Source organism: Streptococcus mitis SK564, from assembly GCF_000148525.1.
GTDB classification, from domain to species: Bacteria; Bacillota; Bacilli; order Lactobacillales; family Streptococcaceae; genus Streptococcus; species Streptococcus mitis_H.
Map to the genome: position 1 here is coordinate 31,822 of NZ_AEDU01000014.1, position 13,977 is coordinate 45,798.

Genomic DNA, 13,977 nt, shown 5'->3' on the forward strand with positions numbered 1-13,977 from the left:
GAAAGGGTTTCAAGAAAATTGATTGGAAATTTTTTGAAAATCATAGAACTATTAGCTTATCCCTAGTATTAAAAAGACTGGATAGCTTCTTTCAAGTCATCTTGTAAACTATTTCTCTGATCAAGTTGGACATAGACTTCCAACAGACAGGATCTGAAGTTGGAAAATTTATAAAAATCTTCCCTTTCTTCTATCGGAAAATCAACAGTTTTTATCCAAGAAGCTACTTGCTCTTGCTCCAACTTCCCTTGTAAAATAGGTTCATAGATCACTCTTGCTAAACGCCAATCCTCATCATCTGTAAAGCGAATCGAAATTCTTTTAAATAGTTGGCCAAGTATATCAAATACTTCATGAAGTCTGTTTTTAGGAAAGTCTGGATGACAAACCACCTCTGTCAGTAAATCGGATCCATGTGCAAAAGAATGAACCCAACCATACTGACTTGAAAAACCAGTTGTATCCTTTTCTTTTGAAAGATAGTGCAAACCTTGATTTAAAAGGACATTACGAATTTTTGATTGTAATTCCTGATAAAAAACCGATTGCTGGTTGGCATCTGCAGACAATAGATTTGCATAAATAAGCGCCCTAAAAGAACGTTCAAGGGTTGACAGGCCTACCTTATCAATCTCTTTATATAATCCTCCATCAGATGAAATCTCTTCAGCAATGAAATAAAATTGTTCCTGTGTAAATAGCTCTTCCTGAATCCCTCTAGCAAAGCTTGTAAAAACAAGGTCATCGCGAATTTCTGGAGAAGAATCTCCCAAATGGTCAAATAACCACTGGATTTCTTCCTCATGATAACTTGGTTTTTCTTCTGCTATTTTTCTAAGTAACTCTTGATACATGGTCAATACCTCTACATTTCTAGCAACTTGATATAATCTAGCCCCCATTTCTCGACAGCATCTAAAACAACTCTGAATTCCTGCCCCATTTCAGTTAAGCTGTACTCAACTCGTGGTGGAACTTCGGCATAGACCTTTCGTTGAACAATCTTATCCTTTTCTAATTGACGGAGATGACGGGTCAAAATAGTTTGAGTAATACCAGGCAATAATCTCTGCAATTCTTTAAATCGTTTGGTACCCGTACTCAACTGATAAATGATTACCAGTGCCCATTTCCCCGTTAAAACCCTCTGCGTTGTCGCAAATGGACAAATACCATACTCACTCACTTTATTTGTCATAAAATATCTTCTTTCTATTTTTTTAAAAAAATTTATCTTTTAGTATCAATAAAAGTACCACTTTTGATACTAGCTATCAAAAAAGTGTCTACTTGTTTTTTTGTTTGTAACTGTTACAATTATATCATAAAAAAGAAATGGAGAATATATATGTCAACAAACTTAGAAATTTTCAATGCTTATAACCAAGCTTTAATTGCTGGTGACTTTCCTGGTGTCTTTGAAACGATGGCAGACGATATTGTCTGGCATCAACCTGGTAATCATAGTCTATCTGGTTCAGTTGTTGGTAAGGACAAGCTAGGAACTCACCTAGCTACATTTGCTGAGAAAACTAATGGAACCTTTAAGGTAATAACAAATTGGGTTTCTGACAATAAGGATTTAATCGCAGCCAATGTTACTTTTCTTGGAACACGGGCTGATGGTACTGAACTCAATATGAACGGGATTGACCTCTTCCGCATTGAAGACGGAAAAATCAAAGAAGTTTGGCTCTTCTCTTCAGATCAAGCTGAAGAAGATAGCTTTTGGGGATAATTAAAGAGGCCGGGACAAAAAATTTTGATTTTAGGAATTCTTTATTATAAATTTTTAAAATCGATAGATTAGAAAAAAAGCGAACAAGACAGAATTCTGAGTGTCAGATAACTCGTTTTGTTCGCTTTTTATATTTAAGGTTAAACTTTTGTCCCAGACTCTTTTAATTTACTCTCCCAACTGGGCACTGTAGGCGATGATCTGATCAACTGTGTCTGACAAGAATTGGATTGTATCACGGAGTGGTTTGTCTGTTGAGATATCCGCTCCGATAATCATGGCTGACTCAAGTGGTGTCTTGCTACCACCTGACTTAAGGAGATTGAGCCAGTCCTCAGCTCCAGTTTCTGAATGTTTCAGATGAAGGTAACCCGCAGTCGAGATGACTAGTCCAGCTGAGTAGGTGTAACTATACAAGCCCATGTAATAGTGAGCTTGGCGCATCCAAGTCAAAGCCGCATCATCATCGATTTCAATGGCATCTCCCCAGAAATCCATCAAGACTTCCTTCATAATACTGTTGAGTTTACTTGCTCCGAAAGTTTCTCCTTCTTCAATCAATGTATACACCTTACGCTGGAAGGCTGCTTCCAAGAGGTGGGTAATAAAGTTATGGAAGTAGGTGTCTGTCAAGCGGTGAGCCAGAGCGAAGCGTTTTTGACGAGGGTCGTCAGACTGGTGCTCCAAGTAGTCACTGAGTAGCAATTCATTGAAGGTCGAAGGCGCTTCGACATAGTAGGTCGACATGTGGGCGTTGAAGTAGCTTTGGTGATTATCCGAAAAGATGAATTGACCAGAATGCCCAATTTCATGAATCAAGGTATAGACATCGCTCAAACGACCTGTCCAGCTCATGAGAACATAAGGATGTACGCGATATGGATCCGCCGCATAACCACCAGAATCCTTGCCACTATTGGCAGCAAAATCCACCCAGCGCTCTTCTTGATAGCGAGCAACTTCCTGACAATATTCTTGCCCCAAAGGTTCTACCGACTTCATGACCAAATCATAGGCATCGTCAATAGTCACTTCAGGATTAAGAGCGCTATCCAAGTCCAATTTCCAGTCAGCAAAGGTCATCTTTTCAAGACCATTCACCTTAGCAACATGCTTGAGGTATCTCTGAGCAACTGGCGCAAAGTCCTTCATGATGAGATCAATCTGGCGGTCAAACATGGCACGGTCTACTTCTTGCTCAGCTAGAAGATAGTCAAAGACGGAGTCATATCCCTTCATATCTGCCAATAGTTTTTCAGACTTGACTTGGGCTAGATAGGCAGCCGCAGCCGTATTTTGGTGCTTACGAAGCCCTTCTGAGAAGGAACGGAAAGATTTCTCACGAACCTCAGCGTCCTCATGGTTTTGGTAGAAATTCTCATAGGTCACAAAGCTATTTTTATATGTCTCTCCATGGGCCTCAAAGTCAGCCATTTCAAAATCCCCAGCTCGCATCTTAGTATAAATGTCCTGTGGACTGTAGAAAACTTCACCCAGATTGGTCAAGGCTTTTTCCACATCAGCCCCTAGATAGTGGGCTTTTTTGATTTTTGCCTGACGAATGGCTGCCGTTAAGTGAGGCAATTCCCCCAAACGGTCCAAGACTTCCTCGTCCGCTGCCACCAAGGCATCGTCAAAAAAGGTCAAGGCTACGCTGGCATCTGTTTCAAATTCCATCCCAGCTTGGGCAATGTTAGCAAATTCGTCATTGCTATAATCTGTCGTCTGAGGCATAAAACCATAATTACCAATGTGGCTCATCTGAATGTAGATTTGTTCCAATTCTGCAAAGGCCTTTTCAAAATCCTCAAAAGTATGAAGATTGCCCTTGTAATCACGGCTAAACTGGTTGATGTCTTCGCGAGCCTTCTCGATCGCACGTAAGAAATCCTCACGATCTTGGTATAGGGCGGTTAAATCCCAAAGTTCCTTCTCTGGAAATTCTGAACGGTGTTTTTGTTCCATTTTCTTCCTCTTATTTCTCTAATTCTAATAAAACACTAAGGGCTGATAAGGCGTAAAGCGGTGCTGTTTCTGCTCGCAAAATGCGAGGACCTAGGCCTGCCAAAACGGCTCCTTTAGCTTCAAAACTTTCGATTTCTGCAGGTGACAGACCGCCTTCTGGACCAAAGATAAAGAGCAATTTGGCTCCTTTTTCAAGACCAGCGACTGCTTGTAAAAGCGCAGCGGCTTCTCCTTCTTTTGCCGACTCTTCATAAGCCACTACGATAGAGTCAAACTGGTCAAACTGAGCTAGAAAATCTGCTTTTTTCTCGAAAAGTTTGATACTTGGAACCATATTACGCTTACTTTGCTCTGCTGCTCCAAGGGCGATTTTTTCTAGTTTTTCAACCTTTTTACCCAATTTCTTGCCATCCCACTTGGCAACGGACCAGACTGCAGGAAAAGCCCAGATTTGGCTGGCACCGAGTTCGGTTACTTTTTGAGTAATGAACTCCAGCTTGTCTCCCTTAGGAAAGCCGGATGCGATGGTCACCTGGACTGGCAGTTCCACATTATCATCTAGTTCTTCTACCAATTCAAACTGACGAGTTTCCACATCCAGCACACGCGCCAAGCGCTTAATTCCATCCTCAAAGACTAAGGTCACCTCATCATCTTCTTTCAAGCGCATAACCTGAAACATATGCTTGCTAGTTTCCTTGTCCTCAATGGTGACAGGAGAGATAGCACTACCTTTGACAAAATACTGCTGCATGCTAGCCTCCAATCACACCGGAAATATCCTTGGTTTTCTTAAAGACACAGGCATTCCATTCCCCTTGAAGCATGTGAGTTTCGAGGAAAAATCCAGCTGACTCAGCCGACTCGCGCACCATGTCCCACTTGTCCTTGATAATGCCACTCATGATCAGGTAGCCTTCATCCTTGACCAAGCGATAAGCATCATCCGTCAGATGAACGAGGATATCCGCCAAGATATTAGCCACGATGACATCTGCCTCAATCTCAACACCCTTAAGCAAATCACCTGCAGCTACATGGATATTTTCCATATCAGGGTTTAGCTCAATATTTTCCTGAGCGACACGAACTGCCACATCATCTAGGTCGTAGGCGAAAATTTCCTTAGCACCAAGCAGCGAGCTAGCAATAGAGAGGACGCCTGATCCAGTCCCCACATCTAGCACTGTTTCCCCACCACGAAGAACCTGTTCCAAAGCAAAAAGGCTCATCTTGGTAGTTGGGTGGGTTCCTGTTCCAAAGGCCATACCAGGATCCAGCTTGATAATCTTTTCTCCAGCAGTCGCCTCATAGTCTGTCCAAGACGGCACGATGGTCAAATCATGAGTAATACGAGCTGGTTCATAGTACTTCTTCCAGTTGTCTGCCCAGTCTTCCTCAGCCAAGGCAGTCGTTCCCATTTTTACCTCTCCCAAGTCCATAAAATCTGTCAATTCTGCTAGGCGAGCCTGCAAGTCTGCCTCAACCACTGCTACATCAACCGTATCAGGGTAGTAGGCGGTCACCACAATTTCTTCTTGCTGCTCGACCTCTGGGAAAATCTCGCCGAAGCGGTCCACATTTCCCACATAGTCCATACTGTCTTCGATTGCAACACCTTGCGCTCCTAGCTCAATCAAGAGATTGGAGACCAGCTCCTCCCCCTCACGCTTAACTGTAACTTTTAACTCTTGCCATGTTTCCATATTTAAGATACCAAGCCCGTAAAACACAAATCCAAAATAGGAAACTCTCTGAAGACGCTTGTGTCTATGAGAAGTTTATCTTTTTGGCACAGTGTTTAGGGCGAGTTCAGTTTAGAAATGTAACTGAACTATCCTTTCTATTTGTCAATCAATTTTTTCATGTAAATCATATCCATACCTTCTTTTTCAGGCTCGGTATGAGTTTGACGGTAACCATTTTTCTCATAAAAGGCGACCATCCCCGTGTCCTGTAATACCGTACACAAATCCCACTGCTTAATCGTAGGAAATTCCTTTTCCAGCAATTCCAATCCTTCAGAACCATAACCTTTTCCTTGATACTGGGGCAAAATTGCCGCTGTTCCCAACCAAGCTTTCGTTAACTCGTCATTGGTCTGAATTCGTAAAAAACCAATATTTTCTTCATCTTCTTTCACAAAGTAGTAGTAGCTATTAGGACGTTCTGCTAGTTTCCACTTGATTCGTTCACGGTCCTCCAGATAAGGATCATATTCATCTTGGTATTTGTCATAAACAGCCTTAAAGCTAGCTCTTTGAATCGCAATGATGGTCTCCAAATCCTCTGCTCCTGCTCGTTCAATTCTTATCATAAACTTTCCTCCAAATAATCCCTCAATCTACCCTGCAACTGAGGTACAACTTGACTGGAGCTAAGAAATTCCTCAACATTCATCAGCTGATATCCCTGTCCTTCATCACCAAATACGATACTGTCAAACTGGACCTGTGTCAACAGACCGACTAGAAATATAGATTGTTTATCCGTAAAAAGCATACTTGGATAAACCTTACTCCATAGCAGACAATCCTCAGTCAGATGAATGCCCAGTTCTTCATAAACTTCACGCGCCACACACTCAAAAGGACTTTCATCCCCCTCTCGTCCTCCACCTGGCAGTTCCCACATATTGGGCCAGGGAATGCTTGCCTTATCATCGCGTAAGATAGTCAAAAGCTTATCCCCACAAAACAAAGCAATCTTACAGCCTGTGAAATCAGAAATCTCTATTTCCATGTCAAACTCCTAATATCTCGGATAAGGATAAAATTCTCCTTCTTCCAAGCCAACTTTTCCTTCTTCAAAGACTTCTTGGTTCCATTCCATGACGAATTCTTCTGCTTCTGGGTCTTCCAAAAAGTCCATAAGGGCATCTAGCCCAACCTCCGCAGTATCTTTGAGGAAAAGGGCAAAATAAGCTAAAAATTCGCGAGAAAATCCTTTTTTAGGTAGGTAAGGAATGACCGTCAAATAGTCTTCCTCATTGACGGTTGACTTGACAGGATTGTAAAAAAGCACTGCTTCTTCAAAGAGAATGTCGTCTGATGAAACCTCTCCATCTTCATCCACCATCTCCACACCTGCAGCATTTTGCGCTTCCAATAAAAAGCTCACTTCTACCGCGTGGTTGCGCTTGTCCCAACTAATCTCAAAGTCAAAGGGAAAATTCTTGTCCAACTCTTCCTCTAAAACATCTAAAAATCCGTATGTTGCCATTTTGTCCTCTTTCTATGCGACTCTTAAATCGCCCCGATTGCTCGGAAATATGCTAAAATAGATACTACCATCTTACCACAAAATTATTTTATGTCCTAATTATACCATATTACCTCATTTAAACCCTTGGTATTAGTGATTTTCTTAACAGTCTGATTTCTTCATTTCTCATAAAAATCAACATAAAAAGCCCTCGAAAGGGCTAGCAAATCTATAGGATCAATAGACAAGTAACCAGCACAATTAGATGTGCTTTTTTATTGGCCATTCCCACGATGTCACACTTAATCTTATGCTTGTATTTTCTTATCTGCAATAGCGTCTGTCAAAGTCTGAGAAAAGTTAAGTCCCATTTCTCGTCCCAACTTATCTGCCCATCTTGGTATGGTCAAGGTCTTTTTAATGGGTTCCTGACTTCCTAAGTACTCTGATACATCAACAGATACCATAGAAATAAAAGATTTATCAAGGTCATAGGTTGACACGAAATCTTCATCATCTTTAAAAGGATCATTATCAATTAAAGACAAGCTATTGATATCTGACGGCTGGGGCAAATCTCCATCATTCTCTATCAAATCTGCAACAGTTATGCCTAACCACTCTGAACCCATAGCCAGAGCCTCAGAAATCCCCTCTCCTTGTGTAGCTGAGTATTCAAAATCCGGGAAATGGACAAAATAAGTCGCTTCTGCTCCGTCTGTATCGTCATAATAAAATAAAGCTGGATACGTCACTAACATCTCACTACCTCCATATCAAAAAGCAGGGGCTGAATTTTACAACCCAGCTTGCTTTCTTATCCCTCTTTCAGTGTACTTATTCAGCTCACCATGAGGGATTGTGATAGGTCTTTCCCCTTGCTTCTCCATTTTAATATGGGAACCTTTACCGCCTCTAGTCTTTATCCAACCATGAGCCGTAAGGAGTTTAACCATCTCTTTTTGTGTCATAGGCATAGCGCTTTTACCTCCTGACAACACCATTATAACACGTGCTACACGTATTGTAAAGGAGTAATACTTATTATTCTCTTATATATAAAACCCCTAGATGTGGTTCTAAGGGAAGCCAATTTATTCATACCTATTTTTCTAATGAGTAGTAAAAACTGCTTCTTTATCGAGCAATTCATAATCTGTATAGTCAATTGTAAAAGTATCTCGATCTAAGACAGATTGAGGCAGAGTTGAATGAATCATAGGAACACTGCGTACTCTATATTTTTTATCTCCAGTTTTTACAAACTGATACTCTTCGAAATCAGGATTTTCAACAGTTATCACAAGGAGACGATTTACTACTTTAAAAACATCAATTATTCTATTTTTCATATTTTTTCAACCCATTATTAGAATGAACTTCTTGGTAAGCAAAATCAAGTTTAGATTTAATGTTTTCGTACAAATCTAAAATCTCTTTTGGAGTGTCTTCCCGGAAGAAAAATTGTCTTTTTCCTGAGATAACTTGATCACTAAGAATCCAATGTCGAATTTGTTTTGTAAAAATCAAAATTTCCTGACTTGGTAATTCCATTCTTTCCATTTCTTATCACCTCTTCTTATCACCTCTTCTTATCACCTCTCTTTTCATTATAGTTCATGCAATAACATTTAGCAATATTATTTCTCAATTCAGCAATTCCACTTCTTTAGGCTCAACTATCATATTTTGAATTTTAAGAGAAATCCATTCTCTCATGCTGATGCCTCTCCTCATTAAATTAAATAGTCAAAAAGATTCTATCTCACACCCTGAATATTACAAAACCATTGAAATATCACAACTAATAGGCTAGAATGGACATAGTAAGATATATTAGATGAGTCATTCTACTCAAAAAATATGACACTAAAATCCACATTAGAAAGGACTGCTATGCCAGATAATCTCGCGCTTCGCATGCGCCCTAAAACTATTGACCAGGTCATCGGTCAGGAGCATCTGGTCGGACCTGGAAAAATCATCCGCCGCATGGTGGAAGCCAACCGCCTGTCCTCCATGATTCTTTATGGACCTCCTGGAATAGGCAAAACCAGTATTGCCTCTGCCATCGCAGGGACTACTAAGTATGCCTTTCGAACTTTCAATGCGACAGTTGATAGTAAAAAGCGACTTCAAGAAATTGCGGAAGAGGCTAAATTCTCTGGTGGTCTCGTCCTATTACTAGACGAGATTCATAGACTAGATAAAACCAAGCAAGACTTCCTCTTGCCTCTCTTGGAAAGTGGACTGGTCATCATGATTGGCGCTACGACTGAAAATCCTTTCTTTTCTGTCACTCCTGCCATTCGTAGCCGTGTTCAAATTTTTGAGTTGGAACCTCTGTCTAACCAAGACGTCAAAGAGGCTCTTCAGATAGCTCTAAACAACCCTGAACGTGGTTTTGATTTTCCAGTAGAACTAGATGAGGATGCGCTGGACTTCATTGCCACCTCTACAAACGGAGACCTTCGCTCTGCCTTCAACTCACTGGACTTGGCTGTTCTTTCTACCCCTGAGAATGATAAGGGAATCCGCCATATCACTCTAGACGTCATGAAAAATAGCCTGCAGCGGAGCTACATCACTATGGATAAGGATGGAGATGGCCACTATGATGTTCTCTCAGCCCTGCAAAAGTCTATCCGTGGCTCAGATGTTGATGCCAGTCTTCACTATGCTGCCCGCTTGATTGAGGCTGGTGATTTACCAAGTCTCGCTCGTCGTTTGACTGTTATCGCTTATGAAGATATCGGTTTGGCCAACCCTGAAGCCCAGATTCATACCGTGACTGCTCTGGATGCTGCACAAAGGATTGGTTTCCCAGAAGCCCGCATTCTCATTGCCAATGTCGTCATTGATTTGGCCCTTTCTCCAAAATCCAACTCAGCCTATGTAGCTATGGACAAGGCACTTGCTGACCTCAAAACATCAGGGCACTTGCCTATTCCGCGACACCTGCGTGATGGGCACTACAGTGGAAGCAAGGAACTGGGGAATGCCCAAGACTATCTCTATCCACACAACTATCCTGGAAATTGGGTCAAGCAATACTATCTGCCAGAAAAAATTCGTAATCATCACTATTTCCAAGCAGAAGATACTGGTAAATATGAACGAGCTCTGGCTCAAAGAAAGGAAGCCATCGACCGTTTGCGAAAAATCTGAAATCCTTTTCAAAAAATTGCACTTTCCTCTTGATTTTTTTTGAAAAAGTGGTATCATATAAACATAGAAACGCTGTGGTGTACGACTTCACACTTAAGTGTTGACCGACTATTTTTTGTATTATTAGGGAAACAAAAGTCTTCTAACAGCATGTAGGCCGTCTCACACGGAAACAGCTTCAGTTAGAGCGAGTTGCCCACCTGCTTAATTGCGCGGGTTCAATACAAACCGTGAAGTTTCGGCACCAATACAGCTTTTTATTCGCCTCCTTAGCTCAGCTGGCAGAGCAGCGGACTCTTAATCCGTGGGTCACAGGTTCGATCCCTGTAGGGGGCATCTAAATACAACAGGAAAAGCCTTGTAATAAGGCTTTTTTGTGTATCTGTTCTACTTTTGGTCAACCAATGGATAGGAATGTAATCATTTTATGAACACCCCTTCCAAATCTATCTAATCTGATGGCATTCTTCAAAAAAATTTTTTAAAATTTAACACAAAAGTCTTGCTTTTCTTTTAATTTATGCTATACTTGTTCTTGTATCTAATACAAGTTTATAAAAAGGAGTTCAGATGGATACAAAATTTTCAGTAGCCTTACACATCCTAACAATGATTAGCGAGAGTAAGGAAACCTTAAGTTCTCAAGCACTAGCTATTAGTGTTGGGACTAACGCTAGTTACATTCGAAAGGTGATTGCCTTATTGAAAAATGCAGATTTGATTCATTCCCAGCAAGGAAAAACAGGCTATCAACTCAGTAAGTCTCCAAAGAAAATAACTTTACTAGAGATCTACTATGCTACTCAAGAAATCAAGCATATCAGTTTATTTCCTGTTCATCAAAATAGTAATCCCGATTGTCCCGTTGGAAAACATATCCAAGGAGCAGTTTCACCGCTTTTCGCTAGTGCCGAATCTCAATTAGAGAAGGAATTAGCAAATCAAACTTTAGAAGATGTCATTGACAATCTATATAAATAATCCAAACAAGTCCGAAACTGATTTGATAGCAAGTCAGTTTTTACTAAAAACAACATATACTTGTATTAGATACAAGTATATTAAGACGTATTAAAAAAGAAAAGAGAAAACACATGAAAGCCGCACAACATACTACTTATAACAAAAACAATATCACACTGAACATCACAGAAGTCGCTAAACCAAGCATCACAGACAAAGAAGTTTTGATCAAAGTAAGCGCAGTTGGTGTTAATCCTCTGGATAACATGATTTCTAGAGGAGAAGTCAGGATGATCGTTCCTTACAAACTTCCTCAAACTGCGGGGAATGAAGTAGTCGGTATCGTTGAGGCGACAGGTAGACAAGTCAAAAATTTCAAAGTCGGAGACCGAGTTTTTGGACGTCTCCCACTCGACCAAATTGGCGCCTTTGCAGAATACGTAGCTGTCGATAGCCAAGCTTTAGCCAAGGTTCCAGACTATCTATCAGACGAGGAAGCTGCTGCTGTTCCGCTTACTGCCTTGACTATCATGCAGGCTCTTGACCTCATGGGCGCTCAAGCTGGGAAAACGATCTTTATTTCTGGTGGTACTGGAGGTGTCGGTGGAATGGCCATTCCGATTGCCAAGGCCAAAGGTTTGAAGGTCATTACCAACGGTTCTGGAGATAGTGCTGAGCGTGTATTGAAACTAGGAGCAGATAGATTTATCGATTACAAAACAGAGGATTATACAAAAACTGTTAGCCAGGTTGATTATGTCCTCGATACCCTTGGTGGCGCTGAGACTGAAAAACAAATGTCTATCATGAAAAAAGGTGGACAGCTTGTTTCCCTTCGTGCCATGCCAAACGGTACCTTTGCCAAACGCATGAATCTACCAAAATGGAAAGAGATTATTCTAGGCTTAGCAGGTCGCAAATTTGATAAGATGGCTGACAAATACGGCGTTCACTACCATTTTATCTTTGTAGAAAGCAATGGTGCTCAATTACAAGAGGTAGCTGACCTCTTTAGTAAATTAGAAATCAAACCCTCTATCGATACAGTTTATCCATTTGAAGAAGTGAATAGCGCCTTAGACAAAGTCGCTAATGGTCGCTCACGTGGAAAAACAGTCCTCAGCTTTAAGAAATAAAAAGGAAAACACAATGTCATATATTACTACAAAAAATCAATACATCACAGTCGACGGGAACAAAATCGCTTATCGCGAACTCAGTAAAGGCAAATCAAAACTACCTCTTCTGATGCTGGTCCATTTGGCAGCAACCCTCGACAACTGGGATCCTCAACTCTTAGACTTGATTGCTGAAAAGCACCACGTCATTGTAGTCGATCTTCCTGGAGTTGGAGCCAGTCAGGGCAAAGTTGCTTCGACGATTCCTGGAATGGCTAAGCAGACAATTGACTTTGTAAAAGCGCTTGGTTACGATAAAATCAATCTTCTTGGCCTTTCTATGGGAGGTATGATTGCCCAAGAAATCATCCGAATAAATCCTACTCTAGTCAATCGTTTAATCTTGGCTGGAACAGGACCTCGAGGCGGAAAAGATGTCGATAAGGTAACTGGGAAAACTTTTAGTTTTATGTTTAAAGCTGGACTCGAGCGCATCGATCCTAAACGCTATATCTTCTATAATCATGATGAACAAGGAAAAATTGAAGCTTTGAAAGTCCTAGGACGAATGGGGATGAGAACAAAGGAATTTGCGGATAAAGACATGAACCTACCAGGATTCCTAACTCAACTCAAAGCTATTAAACGTTGGGGAAAAGATTCGCAGGACGACCTTCAATTCATCACCCAACCAACCTTAATCGTCAATGGTGATAAGGATATGCAGGTTCCAACGGAAAATTCTTATGATATGCATGAGAAAATAAAAGATAGTAAGCTGATCATCTATCCAAATGCTGGCCACGGTTCGATTTTCCAATATGCAGACGAATTTTCAAAAGAATTAAAAGCTTTCTTGGAGAACTAATATGGTCAAAACAATTCTGATTACAGGTGCTACTGACGGTATTGGTAAACATTTGGCAAAGAAACTGGCTAGTGAAGGCCATCATGTCATCCTCCATGGTCGAAATCCTCAAAAACTTGATCTGGCGCTTCAAGAGGTTAGGGCTGTTTCCTTGAGAGGCAGAGTTTCTAGCTACCTTGCAGATTTTTCCAAATTAGACGATGTTTATCGATTTGTAGAGGAAATCAAGCGAGACTTTCAAAGTATTGATGTCTTGTTTAACAATGCAGGCCTGTATGCTGGAAAAGAACGAAAAGCGAGTTCTGAAAATGTCGAGTTGACCTTTATGTTATCTGTTCTGGTTCCCTATATTTTAACAACTGAGCTAAGTCCCTTGTTAGAAAAAGCGGCTGACGGCCGTGTCATTAATACTTCTTCCTATATGCATCATTTTGCCAAGGTCAAGGATTTAGACTTTGGATTTGAAACAAACTACAATCCTGGTTTGGCCTACAACAATTCCAAACTTTACACCATTTGGATGACACGCTATCTAACCCGAGAGTTCTTTTTAAGAGGTTCAAATATCACTATTAATGCCTACCATCCTGGCTTGATTTCAACTAACTTAGGGAATGATTCCAGTGATGAAAAGACGAAAAAGTCTCTCTTCGGACGCTTGATGAAGTCATTTTCCAAAAATCTAGACGAGGGAATTGAAACAAGCTACTATCTTACATTATCAGAAGAAATCACTGGTTTGACTAGCTACTATTTTGATGATAAAACTGTCAAAACAGTTTCTGAAAAAGGCTATACACTTGAAAAAGCTCAAGATTTAATCAATTACTGTAATGATAAAATTGAGTTGTTTCAAAATAAGTCCACAATATCTTAACTTTATTATGACTCGACTATCAAGAAAAAGATAATATCAAAACTTATCTATTTTCTATCTCCTAAATAATGTGCCC

General features: G+C 40.6%; 18 protein-coding genes and 1 tRNA gene. 7 read left to right on the plus strand and 12 right to left on the minus strand.

All coding sequences use genetic code 11. From position 1 onward, the window contains the following. Nucleotides 1–68: 68 nt before the first annotated feature. Both SMSK564_RS07645 and SMSK564_RS07650 read right to left on the minus strand, forming a co-directional pair. On the minus strand, nt 69–854 hold the full coding sequence (locus SMSK564_RS07645; RefSeq protein ID WP_000284152.1) for a DUF2785 domain-containing protein: 786 nt from the start codon (nt 852–854) through the stop codon (nt 69–71). 11 nt (nt 855–865) lie between these two features. Then, a complete protein-coding gene (locus SMSK564_RS07650; RefSeq protein WP_000182730.1) occupies nt 866–1,198 on the minus strand; it encodes a winged helix-turn-helix transcriptional regulator in 333 nt (110 codons plus the stop codon). A gap of 150 nt (nt 1,199–1,348) precedes the next feature. Between SMSK564_RS07650 and SMSK564_RS07655 the strand changes: the two genes are divergently transcribed. Further along, nucleotides 1,349–1,738, plus strand: coding sequence for a nuclear transport factor 2 family protein (locus tag SMSK564_RS07655; protein ID WP_000106200.1), 390 nt, complete (start codon nt 1,349–1,351; stop codon nt 1,736–1,738). 168 nt (nt 1,739–1,906) lie between these two features. Here SMSK564_RS07655 and pepF read toward each other — a convergent pair whose 3' ends face one another. The 10 genes from pepF to SMSK564_RS07695 form a co-directional block, all read right to left on the minus strand. Continuing rightward, nucleotides 1,907–3,703 (minus strand): oligoendopeptidase F, encoded by a 1,797-nt coding sequence (pepF, locus tag SMSK564_RS07660; protein ID WP_000435566.1) that lies wholly within the window; start codon nt 3,701–3,703, stop codon nt 1,907–1,909. A gap of 10 nt (nt 3,704–3,713) precedes the next feature. After that, a complete protein-coding gene (locus tag SMSK564_RS07665) occupies nt 3,714–4,457 on the minus strand; it encodes a 16S rRNA (uracil(1498)-N(3))-methyltransferase (RefSeq protein ID WP_001188195.1) in 744 nt (247 codons plus the stop codon). A gap of 1 nt (nt 4,458) precedes the next feature. Further along, nucleotides 4,459–5,409 (minus strand): 50S ribosomal protein L11 methyltransferase, encoded by a 951-nt coding sequence (gene prmA / locus SMSK564_RS07670; RefSeq protein ID WP_000451143.1) that lies wholly within the window; start codon nt 5,407–5,409, stop codon nt 4,459–4,461. 137 nt (nt 5,410–5,546) lie between these two features. Next, nucleotides 5,547–6,020, minus strand: coding sequence for a GNAT family N-acetyltransferase (locus tag SMSK564_RS07675; RefSeq protein WP_000619185.1), 474 nt, complete (start codon nt 6,018–6,020; stop codon nt 5,547–5,549). After that, the gene (locus tag SMSK564_RS07680; RefSeq protein ID WP_000401994.1) at nt 6,017–6,445 is read right to left on the minus strand and encodes an NUDIX hydrolase; all 429 of its coding nucleotides are present in this window, start codon (nt 6,443–6,445) and stop codon (nt 6,017–6,019) included. The genes SMSK564_RS07675 and SMSK564_RS07680 overlap by 4 nt, the downstream gene beginning before the upstream one ends. Before the next feature lie 9 nt (nt 6,446–6,454). Further along, entirely contained in the window at nt 6,455–6,925 is a 471-nt protein-coding gene (locus tag SMSK564_RS07685) for a DUF3013 family protein (protein ID WP_000257111.1), read from the minus strand. 290 nt (nt 6,926–7,215) lie between these two features. Next, nucleotides 7,216–7,668, minus strand: coding sequence for a type II toxin-antitoxin system HicB family antitoxin (locus SMSK564_RS07690; protein ID WP_000961806.1), 453 nt, complete (start codon nt 7,666–7,668; stop codon nt 7,216–7,218). Between the two features lie 36 nt (nt 7,669–7,704). Next, nucleotides 7,705–7,884: a type II toxin-antitoxin system HicA family toxin gene (locus tag SMSK564_RS0102405; RefSeq protein WP_001132287.1), complete on the minus strand. Its 180-nt coding sequence runs from the start codon at nt 7,882–7,884 to the stop codon at nt 7,705–7,707. 135 nt (nt 7,885–8,019) lie between these two features. After that, nucleotides 8,020–8,208, minus strand: a complete 189-nt coding sequence (locus SMSK564_RS0102410) for a hypothetical protein (protein WP_029690304.1) — start codon at nt 8,206–8,208, stop codon at nt 8,020–8,022. Nucleotides 8,209–8,248: 40 nt separating this feature from the next. Further along, nucleotides 8,249–8,470: a hypothetical protein gene (locus tag SMSK564_RS07695; RefSeq protein ID WP_000440706.1), complete on the minus strand. Its 222-nt coding sequence runs from the start codon at nt 8,468–8,470 to the stop codon at nt 8,249–8,251. A gap of 333 nt (nt 8,471–8,803) precedes the next feature. Here SMSK564_RS07695 and SMSK564_RS07700 point away from each other — a divergent pair, with 333 nt between their 5' ends. The 6 genes from SMSK564_RS07700 to SMSK564_RS07720 all read left to right on the plus strand — a co-directional run bounded on the left by SMSK564_RS07700 (nt 8,804) and on the right by SMSK564_RS07720 (nt 13,901). Further along, complete coding sequence (locus SMSK564_RS07700) at nt 8,804–10,075, plus strand: replication-associated recombination protein A (RefSeq protein ID WP_001113192.1); 1,272 nt, start codon at nt 8,804–8,806, stop codon at nt 10,073–10,075. 263 nt (nt 10,076–10,338) lie between these two features. Then, nucleotides 10,339–10,411, plus strand: a tRNA-Lys gene (locus SMSK564_RS0102415). 234 nt (nt 10,412–10,645) lie between these two features. Then, nucleotides 10,646–11,056, plus strand: a complete 411-nt coding sequence (locus SMSK564_RS07705) for an Rrf2 family transcriptional regulator (RefSeq protein ID WP_000379853.1) — start codon at nt 10,646–10,648, stop codon at nt 11,054–11,056. Between the two features lie 113 nt (nt 11,057–11,169). After that, nucleotides 11,170–12,174, plus strand: coding sequence for an NADP-dependent oxidoreductase (locus SMSK564_RS07710; protein ID WP_000642299.1), 1,005 nt, complete (start codon nt 11,170–11,172; stop codon nt 12,172–12,174). Nucleotides 12,175–12,187: 13 nt separating this feature from the next. Then, nucleotides 12,188–13,024 carry an alpha/beta fold hydrolase gene (locus tag SMSK564_RS07715; protein ID WP_000120504.1) on the plus strand — a complete coding sequence of 279 codons (837 nt, stop codon included), beginning with the start codon at nt 12,188–12,190 and terminating at the stop codon, nt 13,022–13,024. A gap of 1 nt (nt 13,025) precedes the next feature. Then, nucleotides 13,026–13,901: an SDR family NAD(P)-dependent oxidoreductase gene (locus tag SMSK564_RS07720; protein WP_000241134.1), complete on the plus strand. Its 876-nt coding sequence runs from the start codon at nt 13,026–13,028 to the stop codon at nt 13,899–13,901. Nucleotides 13,902–13,977: the final 76 nt, after the last annotated feature.

Excerpts from the sequence above, each read along its gene's own strand:
- SMSK564_RS07720 (WP_000241134.1), top strand. The coding sequence starts at position 13,026 with ATGGTCAAAACAATTCTGATTACAGGTGCTACTGACGGTATTGGTAAA.
- SMSK564_RS0102405 (WP_001132287.1), bottom strand. The coding sequence starts at position 7,884 with ATGCCTATGACACAAAAAGAGATGGTTAAACTCCTTACGGCTCATGGT.
- SMSK564_RS07675 (WP_000619185.1), bottom strand. The coding sequence starts at position 6,020 with ATGATAAGAATTGAACGAGCAGGAGCAGAGGATTTGGAGACCATCATT.
- SMSK564_RS07710 (WP_000642299.1), top strand. The coding sequence starts at position 11,170 with ATGAAAGCCGCACAACATACTACTTATAACAAAAACAATATCACACTG.
- SMSK564_RS07695 (WP_000440706.1), bottom strand. The coding sequence starts at position 8,470 with ATGGAAAGAATGGAATTACCAAGTCAGGAAATTTTGATTTTTACAAAA.
- SMSK564_RS07665 (WP_001188195.1), bottom strand. The coding sequence starts at position 4,457 with ATGCAGCAGTATTTTGTCAAAGGTAGTGCTATCTCTCCTGTCACCATT.
- SMSK564_RS07685 (WP_000257111.1), bottom strand. The coding sequence starts at position 6,925 with ATGGCAACATACGGATTTTTAGATGTTTTAGAGGAAGAGTTGGACAAG.
- pepF (WP_000435566.1), bottom strand. The coding sequence starts at position 3,703 with ATGGAACAAAAACACCGTTCAGAATTTCCAGAGAAGGAACTTTGGGAT.
- SMSK564_RS07705 (WP_000379853.1), top strand. The coding sequence starts at position 10,646 with ATGGATACAAAATTTTCAGTAGCCTTACACATCCTAACAATGATTAGC.
- SMSK564_RS07680 (WP_000401994.1), bottom strand. The coding sequence starts at position 6,445 with ATGGAAATAGAGATTTCTGATTTCACAGGCTGTAAGATTGCTTTGTTT.
- SMSK564_RS07700 (WP_001113192.1), top strand. The coding sequence starts at position 8,804 with ATGCCAGATAATCTCGCGCTTCGCATGCGCCCTAAAACTATTGACCAG.
- SMSK564_RS07645 (WP_000284152.1), bottom strand. The coding sequence starts at position 854 with ATGTATCAAGAGTTACTTAGAAAAATAGCAGAAGAAAAACCAAGTTAT.
- SMSK564_RS07690 (WP_000961806.1), bottom strand. The coding sequence starts at position 7,668 with ATGTTAGTGACGTATCCAGCTTTATTTTATTATGACGATACAGACGGA.
- prmA (WP_000451143.1), bottom strand. The coding sequence starts at position 5,409 with ATGGAAACATGGCAAGAGTTAAAAGTTACAGTTAAGCGTGAGGGGGAG.
- SMSK564_RS07655 (WP_000106200.1), top strand. The coding sequence starts at position 1,349 with ATGTCAACAAACTTAGAAATTTTCAATGCTTATAACCAAGCTTTAATT.
- SMSK564_RS07650 (WP_000182730.1), bottom strand. The coding sequence starts at position 1,198 with ATGACAAATAAAGTGAGTGAGTATGGTATTTGTCCATTTGCGACAACG.
- SMSK564_RS07715 (WP_000120504.1), top strand. The coding sequence starts at position 12,188 with ATGTCATATATTACTACAAAAAATCAATACATCACAGTCGACGGGAAC.